At 36.0% G+C, this 21,482-nt stretch carries 21 protein-coding genes and 2 pseudogenes; 13 read left to right on the forward strand and 10 right to left on the reverse strand.

Features of this window, described 5'->3' with window-relative positions:
- Window positions 1-7 precede the first annotated feature (7 nt).
- From FC32_RS01780 to FC32_RS01790, 3 genes are all read left to right on the forward strand, one after another.
- On the forward strand, window positions 8-2,107 hold the full coding sequence (locus FC32_RS01780) for a hypothetical protein (RefSeq protein ID WP_056957224.1): 2,100 nt from the start codon (window positions 8-10) through the stop codon (window positions 2,105-2,107).
- On the forward strand, window positions 2,097-2,738 hold the full coding sequence (locus FC32_RS01785; RefSeq protein WP_056957225.1) for an ATP-binding cassette domain-containing protein: 642 nt from the start codon (window positions 2,097-2,099) through the stop codon (window positions 2,736-2,738). Before FC32_RS01780 ends, FC32_RS01785 begins: the two co-directional genes overlap by 11 nt.
- A gap of 214 nt (window positions 2,739-2,952) precedes the next feature.
- On the forward strand, window positions 2,953-3,993 hold the full coding sequence (locus FC32_RS01790) for a zinc-binding dehydrogenase (protein ID WP_025087593.1): 1,041 nt from the start codon (window positions 2,953-2,955) through the stop codon (window positions 3,991-3,993).
- Window positions 3,994-4,323: 330 nt separating this feature from the next.
- Here FC32_RS01790 and FC32_RS01795 read toward each other — a convergent pair whose 3' ends face one another.
- Both FC32_RS01795 and FC32_RS01800 read right to left on the reverse strand, forming a co-directional pair.
- Window positions 4,324-4,515 (reverse strand): hypothetical protein, encoded by a 192-nt coding sequence (locus FC32_RS01795; RefSeq protein WP_025087592.1) that lies wholly within the window; start codon window positions 4,513-4,515, stop codon window positions 4,324-4,326.
- A complete protein-coding gene (locus FC32_RS01800; protein WP_155891481.1) occupies window positions 4,516-4,752 on the reverse strand; it encodes a hypothetical protein in 237 nt (78 codons plus the stop codon).
- A gap of 496 nt (window positions 4,753-5,248) precedes the next feature.
- Between FC32_RS01800 and pnuC the strand changes: the two genes are divergently transcribed.
- Entirely contained in the window at window positions 5,249-5,959 is a 711-nt protein-coding gene (gene pnuC / locus FC32_RS01805; RefSeq protein ID WP_155891480.1) for a nicotinamide riboside transporter PnuC, read from the forward strand.
- Between the two features lie 1,430 nt (window positions 5,960-7,389).
- On the opposite strand, the pseudogene FC32_RS01810 reads toward pnuC, so the two are convergent.
- Window positions 7,390-7,805: pseudogene (locus FC32_RS01810) on the reverse strand (nuclear transport factor 2 family protein).
- Window positions 7,806-8,068: 263 nt separating this feature from the next.
- Between FC32_RS01810 and FC32_RS10330 the strand changes: the two are divergent.
- Entirely contained in the window at window positions 8,069-8,278 is a 210-nt protein-coding gene (locus tag FC32_RS10330) for a winged helix-turn-helix transcriptional regulator (RefSeq protein WP_338033170.1), read from the forward strand.
- Between the two features lie 120 nt (window positions 8,279-8,398).
- On the opposite strand, the gene FC32_RS01815 is transcribed toward FC32_RS10330, so the two are convergent.
- Window positions 8,399-8,596, reverse strand: coding sequence for a hypothetical protein (locus FC32_RS01815; protein WP_025087589.1), 198 nt, complete (start codon window positions 8,594-8,596; stop codon window positions 8,399-8,401).
- A 209-nt stretch (window positions 8,597-8,805) separates the two neighbouring features.
- On the opposite strand from FC32_RS01815, the gene FC32_RS01820 reads away from it, so the two are divergent.
- From FC32_RS01820 to FC32_RS01835, 4 genes are all read left to right on the forward strand, one after another.
- Window positions 8,806-9,663, forward strand: coding sequence for a helix-turn-helix domain-containing protein (locus tag FC32_RS01820; protein WP_025087588.1), 858 nt, complete (start codon window positions 8,806-8,808; stop codon window positions 9,661-9,663).
- Between the two features lie 179 nt (window positions 9,664-9,842).
- Window positions 9,843-10,598, forward strand: a complete 756-nt coding sequence (locus FC32_RS01825) for an insulinase family protein (protein WP_025087587.1) — start codon at window positions 9,843-9,845, stop codon at window positions 10,596-10,598.
- Window positions 10,599-10,615: 17 nt separating this feature from the next.
- Complete coding sequence (locus FC32_RS01830) at window positions 10,616-11,533, forward strand: ABC transporter ATP-binding protein (RefSeq protein WP_025087586.1); 918 nt, start codon at window positions 10,616-10,618, stop codon at window positions 11,531-11,533.
- Window positions 11,533-12,273 (forward strand): ABC transporter permease, encoded by a 741-nt coding sequence (locus tag FC32_RS01835; protein ID WP_025087585.1) that lies wholly within the window; start codon window positions 11,533-11,535, stop codon window positions 12,271-12,273. Before FC32_RS01830 ends, FC32_RS01835 begins: the two co-directional genes overlap by 1 nt.
- Window positions 12,274-12,495: 222 nt before the next feature.
- On the opposite strand, the pseudogene FC32_RS10335 reads toward FC32_RS01835, so the two are convergent.
- Window positions 12,496-12,693, reverse strand: a pseudogene (locus FC32_RS10335) (2,3-bisphosphoglycerate-dependent phosphoglycerate mutase); the annotation flags it as partial.
- 172 nt (window positions 12,694-12,865) lie between these two features.
- On the opposite strand from FC32_RS10335, the gene FC32_RS01840 reads away from it, so the two are divergent.
- The 3 genes from FC32_RS01840 to FC32_RS01850 all read left to right on the forward strand — a co-directional run bounded on the left by FC32_RS01840 (window position 12,866) and on the right by FC32_RS01850 (window position 15,020).
- Entirely contained in the window at window positions 12,866-13,150 is a 285-nt protein-coding gene (locus FC32_RS01840; protein ID WP_025087584.1) for a hypothetical protein, read from the forward strand.
- 200 nt (window positions 13,151-13,350) lie between these two features.
- A complete protein-coding gene (locus FC32_RS01845) occupies window positions 13,351-14,409 on the forward strand; it encodes a hypothetical protein (protein WP_025087583.1) in 1,059 nt (352 codons plus the stop codon).
- Window positions 14,406-15,020 carry an ATP-binding cassette domain-containing protein gene (locus tag FC32_RS01850; protein WP_409366483.1) on the forward strand — a complete coding sequence of 205 codons (615 nt, stop codon included), beginning with the start codon at window positions 14,406-14,408 and terminating at the stop codon, window positions 15,018-15,020. Before FC32_RS01845 ends, FC32_RS01850 begins: the two co-directional genes overlap by 4 nt.
- A 181-nt stretch (window positions 15,021-15,201) precedes the next feature.
- On the opposite strand, the gene FC32_RS01855 is transcribed toward FC32_RS01850, so the two are convergent.
- The 5 genes from FC32_RS01855 to galE all read right to left on the reverse strand — a co-directional run bounded on the left by FC32_RS01855 (window position 15,202) and on the right by galE (window position 20,553).
- Window positions 15,202-15,888, reverse strand: a complete 687-nt coding sequence (locus FC32_RS01855) for a 2,3-diphosphoglycerate-dependent phosphoglycerate mutase (protein WP_035448552.1) — start codon at window positions 15,886-15,888, stop codon at window positions 15,202-15,204.
- Window positions 15,889-15,971: 83 nt separating this feature from the next.
- Window positions 15,972-17,165, reverse strand: coding sequence for a MalY/PatB family protein (locus FC32_RS01860; RefSeq protein WP_025087581.1), 1,194 nt, complete (start codon window positions 17,163-17,165; stop codon window positions 15,972-15,974).
- A complete protein-coding gene (locus tag FC32_RS01865; RefSeq protein ID WP_025087580.1) occupies window positions 17,158-18,216 on the reverse strand; it encodes an AI-2E family transporter in 1,059 nt (352 codons plus the stop codon). Before FC32_RS01865 ends, FC32_RS01860 begins: the two co-directional genes overlap by 8 nt.
- A 147-nt stretch (window positions 18,217-18,363) precedes the next feature.
- Complete coding sequence (locus FC32_RS01870; protein ID WP_025087579.1) at window positions 18,364-19,401, reverse strand: aldose epimerase family protein; 1,038 nt, start codon at window positions 19,399-19,401, stop codon at window positions 18,364-18,366.
- 153 nt (window positions 19,402-19,554) lie between these two features.
- Window positions 19,555-20,553: a UDP-glucose 4-epimerase GalE gene (gene galE / locus FC32_RS01875; RefSeq protein WP_025087578.1), complete on the reverse strand. Its 999-nt coding sequence runs from the start codon at window positions 20,551-20,553 to the stop codon at window positions 19,555-19,557.
- A gap of 198 nt (window positions 20,554-20,751) precedes the next feature.
- Between galE and FC32_RS01880 the strand changes: the two genes are divergently transcribed.
- The gene (locus FC32_RS01880; protein ID WP_025087577.1) at window positions 20,752-21,480 is read left to right on the forward strand and encodes a GntR family transcriptional regulator; all 729 of its coding nucleotides are present in this window, start codon (window positions 20,752-20,754) and stop codon (window positions 21,478-21,480) included.
- Window positions 21,481-21,482: the final 2 nt, after the last annotated feature.

The raw sequence follows: 21,482 nt of genomic DNA on the forward strand, positions 1-21,482 counted from the left end.
GCATAAAATGAAACACAAAGCACTATTTTTGACCATTATTTTCTTACTTACACTCGTTTTAGATCTGATCACTTTAAATCAGCATAATGCTGAGATCTCAGAATATTTGATCATGCAACAGTTAGATACTTCACGCTACTTTTTGCCGTTTAAATTACCTTTTACTCCCCATGATCATAAGCAATTTAAAGAAATACTGACGATCTTAAATACTTGTGCTAAAAAAGAGCGCTTAAATTATATGGAAAAACACGCTTATGCAGGATATCTATTAAAAAATGGCAAGCCAGACTATGCTCATCAAACATTTCGGCAGAATTTCTATATTTATGATCTTTCAAGTACTAAATTTTTGCGTAATTTTAGAAAATTTGGAACTAATAAAACTAAACATAGCTACAATTATATGTATCGATCACCAGCCGATCATCAAGTAACACTTGAGCCACTCGCTCACGCACTACGCTCAGATGCCAATTTTGAAGGAGTTTTCTTTTTAGAAACACTCGATCAAAATAAGTACAAAAGTTTTCTTACTAAAGTAGCTCAACAGATAAATCAGAAATTTAAAACGAATTATTCAAGCAACGATTACCAGTTGACTTCTTCACTAGATCTTTTACTACCTGAATTTGATCTTGATCCTACTTTAGGGAAACTCATCAACTATTTAGAAGTTTTTTTGTTAGTATCTTTGTTACTTTATTTTATCTTGCAACAACGCAACATTTCACTTTACAAATTAAATGGTTGGTCGTTTGGAAAAACTTTTATGTCACTTGCCTTAGCACCACTTGGGCTTATCCTACTAGCAACGAGCAGTGTTGATATTTTAGCTATTTTACAAGGGTTCAAGCTTACCAACTTACCATTAAAACAATTACTAGTATTTTTTATCATGCTACTTTTAGCCTTATTTACGGTGGCGCTCATGTATACGATCAGTCTAAATCGAGTTAAGGAAAAAATATTTAATAACACTACCTTTTGGCTATTAGGAGTAACTAAATTACTGCTGCTCACGACTGTGATCTTTTCTTTAGCACCACTTGGGCAACTACTTTTTAGTAGCTATAACTTTGTGACCTCACGTCATTTGGCTTTAAGTAACTACGCTGAGTTTTTTCCACAGTTTGTGGGAAGTAACAGACCTGATATAACTGACTATAAAGCTAAGATGCAAGTATATCGCCAGGCAGATCAACGTGGAGCATTATATATCAATGACTCAAACTCAAGCTATGTTCAACCAAAAGATGTTTCGCGAGCAATAACGGCAGTTGAACTAAATCTCAATTATCTAAAGCTTCACCCGATCAGAGATCTTCACGGAAAAAAGATCCATATCTCTTCTCATGAACGCCGTGCTGTTTTGATTGTTCCACGAACCAAAAAACATTTTCTACCCGCGACATTAAAATATCAGCGTGAAGTTTCAAATATTGCCCGAAAAAATGGGATCTTAGTCATCTACTCTGACCCTAAATACAATCGCCATTTAATTGATGTTACTTCTAAAAGAAATATCGCCAATGAGATCATCAGGGTTTTTACGCCCAATAATATCGGTAATTTCCAAGGAAAAGATGCTACCGTCTTAAATGTTCTCAGCGGTTTTGAAGAAGATAGCTTGCTTTTACCACTCAACGGTCCCCTAGCCAAAATGAACAACTATTGGCAACACATCTTACGCCAACAAAATTTAAATGATAATCTGCCCCAACTTATCCGTTATGATAAAGCTGACTTAGAAGAATTAAAATTGTCTCTTGGCAATGTGATAAGCGAATTGCTTAGCCAGTTATTGTTACTGGCGATAGTTTTTATGATCAGCTTTTATTCGATGCTTAGCTTCTTTACCAAAAAATTCTACGTGATCGGTTTGAAAAATGCTTTGGGTTATTCACGCTTGCGTAATTACTGGGGATATTGGGCCTTGATGACACTACAGTATGTACTAGCAGCCTTATTTTCCTTTGAGCCTGAGCTTCATATTGCCAAAGTGGTCTACTTTATCTTAGTGGGGCTTTGCGCTGTGCTCGAAATCATTCTCTTAGATCACTTCATCAACTATCTAGAAAGAAAGGCGATCCAAAATGTCCACTGAGCTTATCCAAATCACCAATTTAACCAAACGTTTTAAACAAAAAACTGTCTTTTTTGAACTCAATTTAAGTTTTCCTAAGCATAAGATCACCGTGATCTACGGAAAAAGTGGTTCGGGCAAATCAACGTTATTAAAACTCCTCGGAGGGATCGAACCTTATCAAGCCGGTATGATCTATTTTAACGGGCAAAAACTCCCACGCGCCAGAAAACACAAAGCAACCGTCTATCGGCGCGATCATGTGAGTTTTATTTTTCAAGACTATGGACTGATCAAAGCAAGCTCGATCAAAACAAATCTATTGATCGGCTTAGCTTATAGTAAGCTCTCACATTCAGAAAAACTTGCTAAAATGAATGAAGCGTTGACCGAAGTAGGATTGAACTATCCTTTAAAGACAAAAGTCGACATCCTTTCTGGTGGAGAACAACAACGTGTCGCGATCGCTCGTGCACTGTTGAAACCCGGCGAATTAGTTTTAGCAGATGAACCCACTGGCTCACTTGATCTCGTCAACCGTGAACTTGTCTTTGAACTACTAAAAAAACTTAGAGACCAGGGGAAAACGGTTATTATGGTCAGTCACGATCCTTACTTTGAACAAGTCTGTGACCATGTGATAAAGCTTTAACGCTCACTGCTCAAAAAAGCAGGCTTTTTAAGTTTCTACAAACATCAAATAGCACTGACGATAGAAAAAATCAGGTGGCCACAACATGCTTGATGTCTATAATTATGCTCAACTTGCATGCCTGATCATAGAAATTAGGCACTGGTCATATTACTGGTCATATAGTGGACAACGTTTTACAATATTAGATAATAGTATGGTGGAGGTAGATTTTATGAAAACTGCAATTTTTGAAAAAGCAGGCCAGATGATCATCGAAGATGTTCCAAAACCAGTACTTGAAGAAGACGACGATGTGATCATTAAAGTTGTCCGTGTTTGTGGTTCTGATCTCTGGGCATATGCTCACGGTGACGATAAGGAAGCTCATTCTGAAAATAGTGGCCATGAAGCTTTAGGGATCGTAGAAGAGATCAGCTCGGCGATCACTACGGTCAAACCAGGCGATTTTGTGATCGTACCTTTTACCCACGGTTGTGGTCATTGCGATGCTTGTCTTGCTGGTTTTGATGGCACTTGTGACAACCGTCCTGGCTATAGTAACTGGTCTGGTGGTTTTCAAGCCGAATATGTTCGGTTCCATTATGGTAACTGGGCTTTAGTCAAGGTCCCTGGCAAACCAGCCGATTATACGGAAGGTATGCTCAGATCCTTGCTGACGTTAGCCGATGTCATGCCAACTGGCTACCATGCTGCCCGAGTTGCAGATGTTAAACGAGGCGATAAAGTGGTCGTGATCGGTGATGGCGCTGTTGGTCAATGTGCTGTGATCGCCGCTAGAATGCGCGGCGCTTCACAGATAGTTCTCATGAGCCGCCATAAAGATCGCCAAGAAATGGCTTTAGCATCAGGAGCAACTGCAGTAGTCGCTGAACGTGGACCTGAGGGGATCGAAAAAGTCCGTGAGATCTTAGGTGGTGGCGCAGATGCTGCCCTTGAATGTGTTGGGACTGAAGCTTCGATCGATCAAGCACTAGGAGTCTTACACAATGGTGGGCGAATCGGTTATGTTGGCGTACCACATTATAATAATCGTCCTTTAGGTTCAACTTTCGCCCAAAACATTATGATCGGTGGGGGGTCTGCTTCCGTGACGACTTATGATAAACAGATCTTATTAAAGGCCGTTCTTGATGGTGATATCGATCCAGGCCGGGTCTTTACTAAAACTTATAGCTTGGATGATATCGATCAAGCTTATAAAGACATGCAAAATCGACAAACGATCAAATCAATGCTTGTGATCGCTGAGTGATCACAAATCTCAATACCATATGCGCTTTATTCTCGTGACCTGACTAAGGTCACGATTTTTTATGCCTAAAATATCTTCACGATCATCTGTAAAAAATGTAAATGCACATAAACTATTTAACGACCTCGCAATTCCTATTATTATGTAAAAAGACGATTTTTACATAAATAATGGAGTTATTTTAAGCACCATTTTCATCCTAATATTTGATTTATCACTAACGACCAAACCATAATTGTATTTTGCTCAAAATGCTAACAAGAAGAACTCAAGACAAGACCACGCTTTTACAAAGCTAGTTCAAAAATCTCAACATTTATTCCTAAAACACTACTTGATCGCCCGTAATTTACCACACAATACCCAAACACTAAACAAGATCATATAGCCAGCTAAAACCATATGTGTTCCGTTGATACTTGGGAATTCATACAGATTTAGTCTGTGAGCAACGTACGCAGTTAAAATATCTTGTACTCCCGCACTTTTTAAGAAGATAAATAAACTTGACCACATTACCAATTATGAAAGTAGCCCACCAACAGCTAAATAATAATAATTGCTGATATATGAAATTTGATAATTTTTAGTTTGGAGCTCATATTCTGTGAGCGCCATATTATTTATTTCTTTAGCAAATACTCTGATCAAAAAGATCCCCCTCGCATACGTGGGTAACCAAACTGTCAGCCCGATCCCTAAAATCGTCAATAGTAAACTAATAGTAAGTGGCTCAGCCTTACTATGGCTGATGACCAACTTTGTAAAAGCCTTGCCCAAAATCACTGCAAGTATATATACTACAATGACCCGAGCATATAGCTACCGTATTGTGCGCCCACAAAGATCGTACTATATATACTCCAATTATTGGCCACAAACACCATAAAAAAGTGCCATACGTGTGCTTAATGGTGCTTTAGTTTTACTTTTTTGACGCCAGTTTAGCATTTCTTTTCATGGATCGATCACCTTTGTACAAAATCGTATTTTTCAATCTGATATTGAAATCAATTGAATCATCATCCCTTTTACTTACATATAGTATGTAAAGATCATCTATCTTATTTTACGTCTTTATCAAGTCTGATACAACAGCTAGCACCCTTATAGTAATTACATAAATAAGACCCATAGCTCAAATCATCGAAATCAAAATCACGACCATAAACTTAGTAAAAACATGCTCGCAAGTCAAAGAACATGAATTATTTTTGTAACCGTTTTATCATAAAAGTAAAGGATGGTGATCAACATGACAAACACTTGGATCTACAAGCAATTATTTACAAATTGGAAGAAATTTGAAGTTATTTACGTCAGCATTTTGATTTTGATTCAGCTATTAGTCTTTTTTGTCGTTCCAGATAGTCTGATCGGTATGATCTCTGGGGTAACAGGAACCTTATCGCTAGTTTATGGGATGAAAGGACGCAAGATCGCCTTTATTTTCGGGACGATCCAGTGTTTGGCGATGACTTATATTGCCTGGATCAGCCACGCCTATGGATCATTTGCGATGGATATCTTTTATGTTATTTCACAACCTATCGGCTGGTTTATGTGGGGTCATGAGCAAGCAACGCGTCGTTTTTCATCAGCTAACCGTAAAAAAATTTTTGTCGGGGCATTTATCGCTTGGCTGATCGGCTGGTGGATCTTAGCGTTATTACACGGACAATTACCATATTTTGATTCGATCAATTTCGTTATCAGTTTCATTGCTCAACTGCTCTACATCTTAAAATACCAAGAAAACTGGTCGCTTTGGATCGTAGTCAATATTGCTAATATTCTCTATTGGTCGATCTTAAGCATTCAAGTCATAACTGGCGCAACAGCTATTGGTTCTTTAGGTACCTACCTCTCACAAGTTGCTTTGCAAGCAGCCTTACTCTTTAATTCGATTTATGCAACTAAAGTCTGGGCTAGTGGAGAAGCCGATAATGAAGGGGGAACTAAATAACACAACTCAGTAAACATTATCAACTATCTCGGGGAGCGTAAAAAAGCAAGGCTCACGACTTTTTTGACCACAATTTGCATAGATACATCACTGCCTTATCACAAGACAAGCATGACTAACACGATAATTACCAACGTCTTTATAGTTCACACGTTTCCAAACAAACTGCCTAGTTTTGTGCTTAACTTTTTTCTTTTGCTCTTCTTTGGTCAACTTTTCTAGTCCCTTGTCTAGGATTCTTAGCGGTATTTGTGTCTCTGATGTGGAATTTACCGCGTTCAGAGCATATCCATTTTCTATATTCTTGAATATTGGCGTTAAAAATATCTATATAATTTTTGAATTTTACTAGCTAGCTGAATACTCGGGTATTTAAGGGCCTTAGGGTAGATATTTGAACTTATCTCCCACCAATCCCCCTAGCATTTGTCCGAAGTTGACATCAATTCGTCACAATATACCAAAAGCGCGGTCTCACTAGGAGATCACGCTTTTTTAGAGATGAGAATAAAACAGATTTACCAGCACTTACCACTTGTTGGATCCCTAAATGGAACTAAGATTCCGTTACCGATCGCATTATTTTAGAAATAAAACCTTAACTAACTCAATAAAGATATTAGCTAAGGGCATAAATGAACTAAAATGATCCAGTCAGCGTCTTCCCACATCAGCATACTACTGGTAGTAACGACCGAATTAACTATATACCCCCTAACGATCACTAGGAGCATCCCTAGAAGCATTAGCGCCAAAAATTTTATTAAAAGTATAGCCTCCGTGACTTTAGCAAGCAATTTTCTAAGAATAGCTATTTTTTAGTACTTCTACTACTTTTCACAACTATTTCCAAATGTCAAAACACATAAATCAAATGATACTAAAACACTATATTATATTTTAATAACCAAAAAAATAATCTTAATATAATTAACTTACAATAAGCTATGTATAGGGAAAAAACATCTGCAAACACCATAGGAAATAATGATAACTGAATATCATCAAGGAGGATCGCTCACAGGAAATCTTCCGTCAATTCGGTAGATATTGGGAATTAAAGATATAAAGGAAAATGTACATGAAATTTAAAGTCTTACAGAAAATTCAAATAGTGTTGCTTTTCGTGTTTCTCATCTTACATCTTTTATTACATACTTTCAACTTTCATCCAGAACTTTTGCTTGCCCTCACAATTGGTATGACATTTTTGGAAAATAATCGCTCATCACTTTTTCTCTTTAGTTGTCTTGAGTTGATGACATTATCTACGGTTGTGTATTTCATTGCTAGCATAACGTAAATTATGTCAAAGAACGGGGAACTTTTAACTTTTTTATTTATAGTATAGAAAACGATCGTAAATGAACAATTTTTAAAGTCCATTTACGGCCGTATTTTGGAGAATTATGTCACAACTCTTAGTTTCATTATTTGTCCCAGTAAATATCTTCTTTAGCTTGATCGTTTGAAAATAGCCAAACTTCAGCGATCTTACCATCTTTGATCTTGAAAAGGTCGATCCCATTCATGTCAAGATCATCCTCATCTTCACGTTCGGCTTTAAAAGTCACATTGGCCGCTACCAGATCATCATTATCGGGAGACCCAATTAGTTAAAACTCTAAACGTACCATTAGTCGAAGCTCCAAAACTTGCTAAATGAGCCCCTAAAACTTCTTTACCCACGATCTTGCCTGATAATTTATTTTTGCCCGGTTGATGCCAAATAATATCATCTGCCATCGTCTTAAAAACTGCTTCAAAATCCCCTGCTATCAAAGCTTCGTTGTAAGCGTTAAACATATCTAAATTACTCATATCGATTTCCTCCAAATACTTTTATTTTGAAACTGTTCTACTATTTTAATATAATAAAATTAGTAATTAATTTGAAGTACTATATTTAAGTAAAGTTACTAACTTTTTCGCTAGTATTCACTGTCGCCAACAAAAATAAAATGAGAAAAATTTGTCTAATATATCTAATGAGTCTGACCCTTTATTTATGATTTGTCCTTTTACGACCACAAGTAGAGTTGTTTCTGGAAAATATGCCTTAAAGGATGGACCAAAACGTTTCGGACAGCTAAAAAATTACTCCCCAATATTGCCGAAACCACTCTCACCAAACAATTACGTCAATTAGAAAAAGATAAATTGATAAAACATCAAGTCTATCCAGAGGTCCCTCCACAAGTTGAATATCGCTTGAGCTCACAAGGAAAAGCCTTCAAAAAAGTACTCGACAGCATCGAGGAATGGGGGACAATTATATCAAATATCTCCAACAAACCGATAATTAAGCAGCGCTTTTAATAAGCACGCTGCTTTTTTGTTTATTACAATGTTCAGTCTGAAGCGACCATTATGTGCTCTATCGGATACTTCCTCTAAAATATCGCAGATCTTATCTATCACTGAGCAGCTGTAAGCAAATCAATATATTCTCGCTTTAAAATTACTTGCTCTATATAATAGTTTAAGAAGACTTCTTGCAAATTTTTGACGAGCTGAACTTGCAAACATTTCTTTTAACATTTTTCCATCGAATTTATCTACTCCCCTTCCAATCTCTACTTTATTTAATAAGTATGAAGATAGTTTTTGAAACTCTTTTGGTATGGTTTGGATCATTTCTTCAGCATCATCTTCAATAAACGGTCCAAAAACAGCTTATTCGATATTTAATTTTTCAACTCCATCCTTTATTTTACTCTAATATGGTTGGGATCGAATTAGCTACATTCTACTCTTAATATAATTGATTTTTTAAATATTTTATTAGAATTTATTTTTTTGTATAATATCAATTGTTGCTTAAATGCAAAAGGGAGGCTATCAAATTGAAGAATTTCGGTGAAGTTTTTAAATCTTTTAGAGAAAGCAAAAATATGTCTCTTCGTGAAGTCGCAGGTGATGATTCTTCAGCATCTCAAATTTCACGATTTGAACGAGGAAAAACAGCACTTAACATTGAAACTTTTTATCATTGTTTACATGCAATGAATATCTCTATGTATGAATTTGAAAATAAATATAATGAATATAATCACATAGATAGTATTATATATGACACTAAAATATCAGATGCTTATCTTGAAGGCAATATATCAAAATTAACTGCTATTTTAAATAATGTACTTGAATCCAATGAAAAAACAGCCAAGTTAAATTCCATAGCGATAAAAATTAGGATATATATGTGTGATAACTCCAAAAAAGTACATAAAAAAGACATTGAATATCTGAGTGATTATCTTTTTTCTATTGACGATTGGAGTAGATATGAAATCTGGCTTTTCAGCAATTCCATATTTGTATTACCCTCTAAAACACTAGAAGTTTTAGGTAAAGAAGTAGCAAACAGTTTACATTTCCATAAAATATCAGAAGATTACAAAAGGAAAGTTCATATAATCCTTCTAAAAATCATTAATTGTTTTTTAGAACGCAATGATCTAGACTTATCACTAAAATTTATTAATTACATTGAAAATATTAATGTCCCTGAGTCAGAAATGTATATCAGGATATTTTACAAATATTCTAAATTAGTTTATTTATATAGAATAGGAGAGATATCTTCTCTATCCGAATTAACTAAAATAATAGATTTTTTGGAATTTATTGATTGCTTTGGTACTATCAGAACAATCAAAAGTCACTTAGATAAATTGCAAATTTGCAACGAAATTTTGTAAAACATTATTCATGCTAAGATAATGTTGTGCTCAACATTAGAGAGCTAAATTCTTTCTAATGCTGACCTACTTAATTTTATGCGATAGAAATAAAATTAGGAACTCAGAAAAAGAAATTCTTTGATTCTTTACGTGAAGATCTATGGTCACCTAATATTGGGCACCCAATTTTAGGTGATATGATTGATATTTCAAATGTGACAGTTGAGCAGATTAAATATGCTATCCAAGATATATGGAGTAATGAGCAACTCTTTATATTATATACTGGTAATTTATCATCCGAAAAGGTACAGAACATTTTCAAATTTTCTGAAATCACTGATCAGGAATTTACCTTCTCTAATTCCTTACTCATTGATTCCAAGAGATCAAAACTTCGGACTGAAAAAAAACAATTAGTACTACCCGATAGTAAAATAGTAAATACTTCTCTAGTATACGAATTAGACAGCAATCTGGTTTCTAAAAACGGATTATTATTATCTCTACTGAGTAGATTGATTGCATTTGGTGATATGGGATTCCTTTCGCAAGAATTGCGGAATAGTGCTATTCCAATGTATTATGTCATGACTCTTCCATTATCGTTTAAGTATGAAGATATGTTAATAATTAACTTTGTTACCAAGCAAGAACATACATTTGATATTGTACAAAAAATACAAAAATCTATTAAAGACATAGATAATCAATTAAACTCTATAGAACCATATTTCGAAATAGCTAAACAAGGTTTGCTCAACGATATAAATAAATCACAAAAATCAGATTTTGGTGCTATGAACTATATTGGACAATCTCTTCTTTATAATCATCATCTGGACCGTATGAATGAAACTAATGAAAAAATCAATAATATTAGCTTCTTAAATCTAAAAGAACTTTGCAAAGAAAATTCTTTTAGATGTAGAACCTGCATACTTTACCGCTAACAGGGAGGAAATAAGCTATGACTAAACCTATCGAGGTTAACCAGCTTAACTTTAAATATAAAAATAATAGTGACCTTACACTAGAAAATATTAATCTAAGTGTAGACGAAAATGAAATTTTAGGGATCGTCGGCCCAAATGGTGCTGGGAAATCTACCCTTATAAGCATACTAGAAGGACTACAACACAATTATACTGGTGATGTTAAAATACTTGGATTTGATTTGAAAAAAACTCCTTCTTTAGCCCAAAAACAAATCGGCGCACTATTTCAATCTAGTGGTTACTTCGATAATTTAACAGTTGAAGAATCACTTACCCTTTTTTCTCAGATGTACCATTCATCTATTTCACCCGAAATAGCCCTACAACATATGGATGCACAAGAGCTCTTACCACGAAGGGTCAAAACCTTATCTGGAGGACAAAAACAAAAATTTGGAATTGCTCTTAGTCTGATCAACAAACCTAAATTATTATTTTTAGATGAACCAACAACGGGACTTGATCCAGATGCGCGTTTACATTTATGGAAAACCATTAAACAACTTCAAGGAAAATCAACTATCATTATTTGCTCACACTATTTAGATGAAGTTTCTTATTTATGTGATCGTGTCTGCTTTATTTATAACGGTAAAGTCTACGCAACCGACACTCCAGATAATTTAATTAAAAAAAGTAAGGCTCATACTCGGATCGAGTTTGATTGCTCAGATACTACTGCAGTTATTAATAGTGTAGCTACTCTCAATAAAGAAGATCTCCACTATTTAAACGGAAAAAGATTCTGTATCTCTACCAATGAACCAAGTAGTATCTTATCTGCCCTCTATACACTTAAAAAAGTAGTTACAAATATTGATATCAAAAAGCCTACCCTTGATGACGCATACTATAAAATAACCGGTGAAAGCATGGAAGGAATCATCTAATGAAAAAATATATTACTATGATCCGTTTAATATTACTAAACGAATTACGCAATCGCGAAGCTATAATCTTCTCACTTCTCTTACCTATTGCTATTTTAGTCCTGATCGGTGAATCAGATAAAAGTCAAATACCATATATTTATTCTGGTGTTATTTGCATCGCATTTGGTTCTATCGCACTGATAGGGGTCGCCTCTCAAGTAACAAGCCTTCGAGAAAATGGGATCTTAAAGCGTGTAAAATTGACTGAGTTATCTTTGAATAAATTTATATATTGTATATACATTAGTCAAATATTCTTCATGTTAGGACAATTGATAATAATTACCCTTATCGCTATATTTGTATATGATCTTAAATTTAAGATAGATAAACAGTTTTTATTCGGAGTTGCCGTACAAACCGTTTTAGGAATGCTATCCTTAATAGCTATTGGCATATTAATAGCAATTTTCTCAAAAAATACACGGGCAGCTTCAACTATCGGTAATACTGTGATCGTTACTATGTTATTTGTGGGAAATACACTTTTTCCTTCAAATGGTTGGCCAAAAACTGTAAAGCAAGTTGTTAAATATTTTCCTATGAATAACTTGGGTGATGCACTACGCCGAACACTTATATATAACTCTCAATCAATGGAACATTTCGTATTTCAAACATTGTGCTTATTATCTTGTTTTGTTCTATTTTATGTGATCGGTCAATACTTGTTAAATAAAACTGTAACTTCTAATTAAGTATATACCATGCTAGTATAAGATCCATGCTAATTTACAAAAATTTAGCATGGATCTTTTTAGAGGTATTTAAGGGCCTTAGGGTAGATATTTGAACTTATCTCCCACCAATCCCCCTAGCATTTGTCCGAAGTTGACATCAATTCGTCATGAATCGTCACGATACACAAAAAAAAGCGTGCTCTCGTTTGAGAACACGCTTTTTTAGCGAAAGGCTTTATCCTAAAGCTTTTCTTTGGAGACAATGTTTAAGTTGTCATCCAATTCATAAACAACTGGTTGACCTGTTGCCATTTCAACGTCCATGATGTCTTCATCAGAGATGTTTTCAATGTATTTTGTCAAGGCACGTAATGAGTTACCGTGTGCGGCAACGATCACGTTCTTGCCATCCAACAAGTCTGGAGCGATGTTGTCTTCCCCCAGAATATATTTATATAATTTTATCACTGATAAATATTATGTACAATCATTTTTTTGGATACCTAAAAAAGTATTGTGTATCTCTTAACTTCTTGTTACAATTCATTTGTAAACGTTTACCAACGCTTTTATAAAGATGTAATCCAATATAGGATAGGAGGTTTTTTTAATGTTCTCTACTAAGAAAACAACTACCCATAAATTCTACCTTGCGTTTCTAGGTTTTATAATTTTTACCATTCTAGCTAGTGTTTCTGCAGGTGCTGTAACAGTTACAAAATCATTCTGGTATGACAAGAATAAGGTAACCGGAGTTACTTCTAATTATAGGAAGTATCAAAAAGCAAATATTCCTAGTTGGAGTAAGTTTACCGGAAGTAAAACTACACACGTTAACAGTGGGTGGAACTTCAATACTTATGAACGTGTAAACTATTACTCAGGTGGATATTAAATTCATATACCCCCAGTCCTCCTGAAGTGCTGGGGTTTTTATATAATTTAAAATAACTAATTCTTATTGGCTAACAAATTGAAAGCTGGTGTTTACAATTGACAGGGTATAAATTTCTTCTACAAAAAAGATTACTCCATAATAAATTGAATATTATCCTTCTATCTTTATTATTTATTATTACATTTGGAAGTTTATGGATGAATCACCGAACCACCACTACCAATTCACAAATCTCCTTAATCAATAATGATATTGAAACTAACATTCAATATTTAAAAAAACAACAGACTGAAGTAACTCATCTTTCCGGGAAAAGAAAACAAGATCTTGAAAAGGTTATCTCTGAACTAAAAAAAGATACAGAAATTAAAAAAAACATTGTTTCGGCATTAGAATCCAAACAGTGGAGCACTGCTTATAATTTACTTGCAGAAGAAAATCTAAAAATACTTGAATATGAAAAAAAAGGACAGACCGCAAATTCTTCTGAAGAATTTATTGATGCTATCAAACGTGAACTTTTGATTTTTCGTTATTTATCATCACACAATATGCAATACGAACCAACCGATTTTTCGACTAAAGGAGTTAATTTCTTTGCTTGGGTCTCCAACAATATAATTCCTTATTTTTTCGTCTTAGTGTCAGCATTTATTTTAACTAATTTTTACCTTATAAGTTATCGTTCAAATGGCATAATTGATACTGATAGCTTAATTCCTGGAAAAAACATTACTAAACAGTTTGTTAAAATATCGGTCGGAATAATCTTTTCCTTGATATCCGTTCTTTGTCTTTTTTTAGTTTCATTTATTAGTGCTACATTTTTATTCGGTAGTGGTAATCTTGATTATCCATACATCGTATATACATCTAAATATAATATGCATGTTGAACCACTAGAAAATTTACTGTTGAAGAGCTTGCCGTTGCAACTACTATCCTTAATTTCGACCTGTCTATTATTTTATATCATTGCAATACTAGTGAAAAATAAATTAGGTGCACTATTTGTTTCACTGCTACTAAGTACAGGAGTTTTGTTCGGTATTTCCACTCTAGATCCGATCCAAAAAATTTCGTCCTTTATCCCAATAACGTATATAAATAGTTTTTCGATTGTAACTGGCACACTAGCCAGACAAATAGAAAATTTCCAGCTATCTTTAACGACAGGTTACCTAGTCGTCACGAGCTCCATCGTGCTCCTCAGTATAGCTGTAATTATTTTAAATAGATTCAGGGGGGACAGATGATGCTGACTATAACAAACTTAGACCTAAAGACAAATGAATTCATTTTACAAAATGCCTCGTACACCTTTGAAACTGGAACTATCTATGGAATTGTTGCAAGAAATGGTATGGGTAAAACAACATTGTTTCGAGCTATAAATAATCTAAAAAAATATAGTGGAACCATAACCTTTGATAATCGCCCAGTAACCAAAGCTAGGCAAGATATTTTTTATTTTGAAAGTGAAAATTGGCTGAACCCCAGTTTATCTGGAATAGATCATCTAAAATTTGTCCAACAGGCGTGGCACTCGACTATTCCAATCGATACAGTTATAAACTACTGGAAAATGCAAGATTATGTTAAACACCCTATCAAAACTTATTCACTTGGGATGAAGCAAAAATTATTGATTGCTTTATATCAACTAAGCGATGCCAAATATCTCATTATGGACGAGATAAGTAATGGACTGGATGAATCTAGCCGGCAAATGCTCCATGATCTTATGACAACATTTAAATCTCAGGGAAAGCTAGTCTTGGTCTCATCGCACTACAAGGAAGATCTTACCAAAGTTTGCGATCATCTAGTCACATTTGATAATAAGCAACTTGTCTCTGAGACATAGCCATTAACAGGACTTTTAGGGGACTTAGGGTAGATATTTGAACTTATCTTCTGAGAGTTCCCCCTAACATTTGCCATAAGTTGTCAACAAGCCGTCATGAATCGGCACGAAATGTTAAGCTAACAAAAAAAAGCGTGGTCTCGCTCGGAGATCACGCTTTTTTATTGCGAAAGGCTTTATCTTAAAGCTTTTCTTTGGAGACAATGTTCAAGTTGTCATCCAATTCATAAACAACTGGTTGACCTGTTGCCATTTCAACGTCCATGATGTCTTCATCAGAGATGTTTTCAATGTATTTTGTCAAGGCACGTAATGAGTTACCGTGTGCGGCAACGATAACGTTCTTGCCATCCAACAAGTCTGGAGCGATGTTGTCTTCCCAGAATGGGATAACACGTTCCAATGTAACTTTCAAGTTTTCACCACCAGGGATGATACGTGGGTCTAATTCTGCATAACGACGATCGTTTGCTGCAGAACCTTCATCGTTTGCATCCAATAATGGAGGCAATACGTCGTAAGAACGACGCCAGATGTGAACTTGTTCGTCACCATATTTTTCAGCTGCATCAGCTTTGTTCTTGCCTTGTAATGCACCATAGTGACGTTCGTTCAAACGCCATGATTTTGTTTCAGGGATCCATAATTGGCCTGATTCTTCAAGTGCGAAGTGCAAAGTCTTGATAGCACGTGTTAAAACAGATGTGTAAGCTTGGTCAAATTCGATCCCAGCTTCTTTTAACTTACGGCCAGCTTCTTTAGCTTCACGTTCGCCTTGTTCACTCAAGTTGACGTCGACCCAACCTGTGAAAAGGTTCTCTAAGTTCCATTCACTTTGTCCGTGACGGATAAATACTAATTTTGCCATTTAGTAAAAACCTCTTTCTTATGTTTATGATACAAAGATATTTTACACTGAAATCCAAAAAATTGATAGTGCTTTAGCATAATTTAAGCTTGAAATTCCTGTAATGCTGATAACAATGATGAAACAGCACGTTCAATATTTGCGGGCGTAGTTGCCAAATTGATCCGAATGTGACCTTTTCCGGCTTGTCCAAACCATTCGCCAAAATCAACTGCTAAACCAGCTTTTTGTTTAATAAATAATTCGAGTTGTTTTGGTGCTACGACCTTACTCATATCGATCCACATCAAGTAAGTTGCTTGTAATTCTGTCACTACGATCTCTGGATAAGCAGTTGTAAGTTCTTGTTTTACGTATTCATAGTTACTCTTGACCGTTTCGATCAATCCTGAAAGCCAATCCGCGCCATCTTCGTAAGCTGCTTGGCCTGCAACTTTACCTAAAATACTTCCGGCAGGTGCTTCTTGGCGCGTAAATAAGCGATCGTAACGCGCTCTGATCTGTGGGTTGGCAATGATCACATGACTATTTAAAAGCGATGCCATGTTAAAGGTCTTTGAAGGAGCGTCCACGACGACTAAATTGTCACGATAATAACCATCTTTCACTGAGAGCGCTGAAACAAATTTTTCATCCCCCATCAAAAGATCATGGTGGATCTCATCTGAAATGACCAAGACTTGATTTTGGCGACATAATTCTAAAAGATCAGTCAATTCTTGTTCGCTCCAGACACGGCCAACTGGATTATGGGGTGAACATAAAATCAAAAGTTTTACGTCTTTTTCTTTCATCTTAGCGTCAATATCAGCTAAATCCATAGTGTAGTGGCCTTTTTCGTCAGCTTTTAAATCAGAAATGACTAAGTTGCGCTCATTATTTTTGATCACGTTCATAAAGGGATAATAGACTGGTTGTAAAACCATGACGCTATCTTTTGGTTGTGTCAATAAAGAAACTAAGGTGCTAAGTGATTGGACGACCCCAGTTCCAAATCGCATCCATTCTTCATGCAACTCAATTCCGTAACGCTCTTTTTGCCACTTAAAGTAGGCATCATAATAGCCTTGGGGCGTCAACGAATAACCAAAAGCACCATGTTCTACCCGTTTGGTCAATGCATTGATCGCAGCTTTTGGGGCTTTAAATTCAGTATCAGCGACCCACAAAGGTAAGAGATCATCAGCGTTAAACGTTGACTTTAGTCCGTCCCATTTTACAGAATCGGTATTTTTTCTTTCAACGGCATATTCTGCCACAAATTCCTGCTTATTCATTTTTATCTTCCAACTTCCTTACTTTTTTTAAACGCTCATTGCGCACATGAACTGGTTTGACCCCTAAAACATCTAACATAAAGGTAAAGATCGGGATCCCTACGATCAAGCCCCAAACTCCAAAGATATGTTCTGCGGCAAATAACACGACAAAAGTATAAAACATTGGAAGTTCGGTACGACTTGCCATGAATTTAGGGTTTAAGACATAGGCTTCCAGTGCATGCACTACAAGCAACATCACGATGATGTAAATTACGTAACGTAAGCCCCCTACAGAATAACCGATAAAAAGCATTGGGATCGCTGAAATGATCACCCCAGCAACTGGTACTAAGCTCAAAACAAAGATCATGATCCCTAAACTCAATAACTGTGGCATGCCCATGATCGCTAAACAGATCGTCGTGATCACGGTATTTACGACCGCAATCAAAAATTGGGCTTCCAAGACGACCCCAAAAGTGTTGACAAAAATCTTGGCAAAATGATAAATATCTTCAAAAATCCAAGAAAATGGTCCACTTAAAAAGCCCCGCGAAAAGCGGTACAAATCATCTTTTTCAACGGTAAAAAAGAAACTCAGTAACAACGACATCAAAAGCGTAAAGCCCATTGAACCAACACTTTTTAGGTAAGCAAAAGCTAACCCAACGCTACCTTTAACTTGTTGAAAAATATCGATCTTACCAAAATATTGTTCAACATAGTGGATCGTGCCCACTAATTCTTTTGGTGGATTTTGATAAAAACTGATTGCTGATCTGATCAAACTATCAGACTGGTCGATCAATTTTGGTACATAGTTAGTGACCGCTAAATAAATAAAACCGATCAACAGCAAATAGGTTGCGATCACAATTACCTGAGACGGAATTTTGACGAAACGTCGGATAAAATTAGTCAGTTGAATGACCAAAAAAGTAAAGATAAAGGTCAACAAAATGATGCTGATCAAACTGCGAAAAGCATACAAGAGTCCGATGACCCCTAACAGTACAACGAACCGACGCAAGGATGTATTATCAATAAATTTTTTCCAAAGATCCATACACTTTCCCCTTACTTCTGAATAATAAGTTTAGTATAACACACCCTCGTAATATTTCCCCTTTTACGTGTAGTTTTTTCGAGCAAGCAACAATAAAAAACTGAGCACGACTTCAATGATCGTGCTCAGCTCAAAGGATTTTACTAATTATTTAAAATTATCGTAGGCAAATTCAATGTGATAGGAACGTTTACCGTTCTTTGGCAAGATGATGTCACCAAAGTTTTCTTGGTTGATCGCATCTGGTAAAGTTTGCGCTTCTAACGCGATCCCTTCACCTGGAATGGCACTCTTACCTAGATCACGTGCGAATTTGATCTCAGTATCAAGTTCAGGCATGTTATACATTACTAACGCATTGCGATCAGACTTGATCGTCACTTGGCGGCCACTATCTGCATCCCGCAAGATCGCGATCGGTTCTTCTTTATTTTCAGCGCCAGAAACTACAAAAGCATCATCGAACCCGTCATTTTCATCAGCGGCAGCCTTAAGATTTCTGAATTCTCTAAAATCAAGTGGTGTGCCCGTCACATCAACTACCCGACCAGTTGGGATATTTTTATCATTTGTCTCCAAAGTCGCATCACTAAAGATCTGTAATTCATGGCTAGAGAGATCTTGACGGTCACTTAAGTTAAAGTACACGTGATTAGTCGGGTTAAACAAACTATCCTTAGCCCCACCTAAAGCACTATAAGATAACTTCACTTTATTATCATTGTCTAAAGTAAAGATGATCGTTGCTAAAATATTTCCTGGGAAATCATCCATTTTTTCGGTGATTTTCTTTTGAAAGATCACGCTAACACTATCATTGTTGCGTGAAGTCGTATAATTCCAATTTAACGTGCTAAATCCATTTGGACCACCGTGAAGCATGTTGCCATTTTCATTTTGTGGTAATTGCACTTCTTGACCGTCTAATTCACATTTACCCCCAGCAATGCGCCCCGCTACACGTCCGATCGATTTACAAATGTTTTGTGCATTGGTGTAATAATCTTTAGTATGATCAAAACTCAACAACAAGTTCTTTTTGCCATCGCCATCCGGAACATTAAAAGCTTGCCAAATTGCGCCCATTGTCAAACATGAAATCTCGACCCCATTATCATTTACTAATGTTATTTGTGTTACATTATGTCCTTGGTAAGTGTCCAAATTTTTTCTAAAGATATCCATCTTTGATCCCCCTCAAAGTATCGCTTTTGCGTTTTAAGTCATTCTTATTCTAACGTATTTTGATTATTTTTTAAAGCGCTTGCATAGAAATTTATCAACTTCTTTACCTTGCAAAAAGGACCGAAACAATTTGTTTCAGTCCTCACAGTACAACTAAGCGCGATCGTCGTAACCGTTTGGATGACTTGAATGCCAAGCCCAAGCAGTTTCAATGATACGTTCAATGTTATCAAATTGTGGTTTCCAACCTAAAATTTCCCGTGCTTTATCGGAGCTAGCGATCAATGAATCTGGATCACCGCCACGTCTTGGTGCGATTTCTGCCGGAATTTCTTTGCCAGTTACTTTACGTGCAGCTTCAACGATCTCTAAGTTAGAAAAACCAGTTGATGAGCCCAAGTTAAAGGCATTTGATTCGTTGCCGTTGCGTAAGTAATCTACCGCTAAGATATGTGCATCAGCCAAATCAAATGGGTGAACATAGTCACGGACATTTGTTCCATCTGGTGTATTATAATCGTCACCAAAAATTTGTAATTTATCACGCTTACCTTGAGCTACTTGTAACACGATCGGAATCAAGTGGGTTTCAGGACCATGATCTTCCCCGATCGAACCATCTGGCTTAGCTCCAGCCACGTTAAAGTAGCGCAAAGCCACAAATTTTGTGCCGTACGCTTCATCAGCCCAACGCATGATCTTTTCCATCATTAATTTGCTTTCACCATAAGGGTTGATCGGTGATTGGGGATCACTTTCCTTGATCGGCATCTTTTCAGGAATACCGTATGTTGCAGCGGTAGATGAGAAGACGATATTTTTAACGCCCACTTCATTCATCACTTCAAGTAATTTGATCATCCCTGCAGTGTTATTATCAAAGTATTTCAATGGTTTTTTCATTGATTCAGCTACCAATGAATAAGCCGCAAAGTGGATCACAGCATCGATCTCAGGATTTTGGGCAAAAACTTCGCGCATAAAATCTTGATCAGCTAGATCTCCTTGATAAAACTTAGCCTTTTCATTGATTGCTTTTTTGTGACCTGTGACCAAACTATCGACCACTACAACATCTTGCCCTTGATCAACTAAGCGATCAACGGTATGTGAGCCGATATATCCTGCCCCACCTAACACTAAAACTGACATGTATATTTCCTCCCAGCAGATAAGTATTATTTTTTCTAATGATATTCTACCATTAATCACACAAAAAAGTTAGTAAAAGTTTAGTAAAACACGATCCATTTTTTTGAATAGTCTTTTGCCTAGGAAAATTTGCTTGTTGTTTCAAGTTTCTTATGGTTAACTATTACATGACAATATTTAAAAAAGAAGGTGAGACTTATGGCTGAACTTATCTATAAACAAATCATTGCTGACTTGAAACAAAAGATCTTTGACCAAGAATTTCCCGATATGAAATTACCTGATGAACGTACGCTCTCGAGCCAATATAACGTTAGTCGCAGTTCGATCAAGCGGGCGTTGAATCGCATGGCTAGCGATGGGATCATTTTTAAAAAGCGCGGTTCTGGAACCTTTATCAATCCGCTTTATTTAAAAAATGAATCTGTTTTTAACTATGAAGAAGGTTCAAACCTTGGGGTAACCGATAACTTTAAAATGAATGGTCAAAGTCCCAAGATCAAAGTTTTAAGCTTTGAAGTTGAACGTCCCAGTGAAGAATTGCAACGTGACCTTTTCTTAGAACCTGAAGATTTCGTCTATAAGATCGTCCGGCTTCGTTTATTTGATGATGAACCTTTTATGATCGAGACTGGGTACATTCCGATCAAGATCTTACCAAAATTGACTGAACAAACGATCAAATCATCGATCTTTAATTATATGCAAGATGAATATAATCAATCCGTCACCAAGTCTTTTCTCTCGGTCTTTGCTGAACCTTCTACTCCAAAAGATCAAGAACTTTTACGGCTTAAGCCAAATGAACCTACTGGGATCATGGAAGGCGTCTTTTTTCTTGATAATGGCACGCCTTTTGAGTATTCACACATGCGATTCCACTATAAATATTTGAAATTCAATTCATTTGTCAGCGTCTCACAATAAGC

It is taken from the genome of Ligilactobacillus apodemi DSM 16634 = JCM 16172 (assembly GCF_001434405.1).
Classification (GTDB): domain Bacteria; phylum Bacillota; class Bacilli; order Lactobacillales; family Lactobacillaceae; genus Ligilactobacillus; species Ligilactobacillus apodemi.

Coding starts and splice junctions, on each gene's coding strand:
- FC32_RS01780 (WP_056957224.1), top strand. CDS start 8: ATGAAACACAAAGCACTATTTTTGACCATTATTTTCTTACTTACACTC.
- FC32_RS01785 (WP_056957225.1), top strand. CDS start 2,097: ATGTCCACTGAGCTTATCCAAATCACCAATTTAACCAAACGTTTTAAA.
- FC32_RS01790 (WP_025087593.1), top strand. CDS start 2,953: ATGAAAACTGCAATTTTTGAAAAAGCAGGCCAGATGATCATCGAAGAT.
- pnuC (WP_155891480.1), top strand. CDS start 5,249: ATGACAAACACTTGGATCTACAAGCAATTATTTACAAATTGGAAGAAA.
- FC32_RS01815 (WP_025087589.1), bottom strand. CDS start 8,596: ATGATCCAAACCATACCAAAAGAGTTTCAAAAACTATCTTCATACTTA.
- FC32_RS01825 (WP_025087587.1), top strand. CDS start 9,843: ATGATTGATATTTCAAATGTGACAGTTGAGCAGATTAAATATGCTATC.
- FC32_RS01830 (WP_025087586.1), top strand. CDS start 10,616: ATGACTAAACCTATCGAGGTTAACCAGCTTAACTTTAAATATAAAAAT.
- FC32_RS01835 (WP_025087585.1), top strand. CDS start 11,533: ATGAAAAAATATATTACTATGATCCGTTTAATATTACTAAACGAATTA.
- FC32_RS01840 (WP_025087584.1), top strand. CDS start 12,866: ATGTTCTCTACTAAGAAAACAACTACCCATAAATTCTACCTTGCGTTT.
- FC32_RS01845 (WP_025087583.1), top strand. CDS start 13,351: ATGAATCACCGAACCACCACTACCAATTCACAAATCTCCTTAATCAAT.
- FC32_RS01850 (WP_409366483.1), top strand. CDS start 14,406: ATGATGCTGACTATAACAAACTTAGACCTAAAGACAAATGAATTCATT.
- FC32_RS01855 (WP_035448552.1), bottom strand. CDS start 15,888: ATGGCAAAATTAGTATTTATCCGTCACGGACAAAGTGAATGGAACTTA.
- FC32_RS01860 (WP_025087581.1), bottom strand. CDS start 17,165: ATGAATAAGCAGGAATTTGTGGCAGAATATGCCGTTGAAAGAAAAAAT.
- FC32_RS01865 (WP_025087580.1), bottom strand. CDS start 18,216: ATGGATCTTTGGAAAAAATTTATTGATAATACATCCTTGCGTCGGTTC.
- FC32_RS01870 (WP_025087579.1), bottom strand. CDS start 19,401: ATGGATATCTTTAGAAAAAATTTGGACACTTACCAAGGACATAATGTA.
- galE (WP_025087578.1), bottom strand. CDS start 20,553: ATGTCAGTTTTAGTGTTAGGTGGGGCAGGATATATCGGCTCACATACC.
- FC32_RS01880 (WP_025087577.1), top strand. CDS start 20,752: ATGGCTGAACTTATCTATAAACAAATCATTGCTGACTTGAAACAAAAG.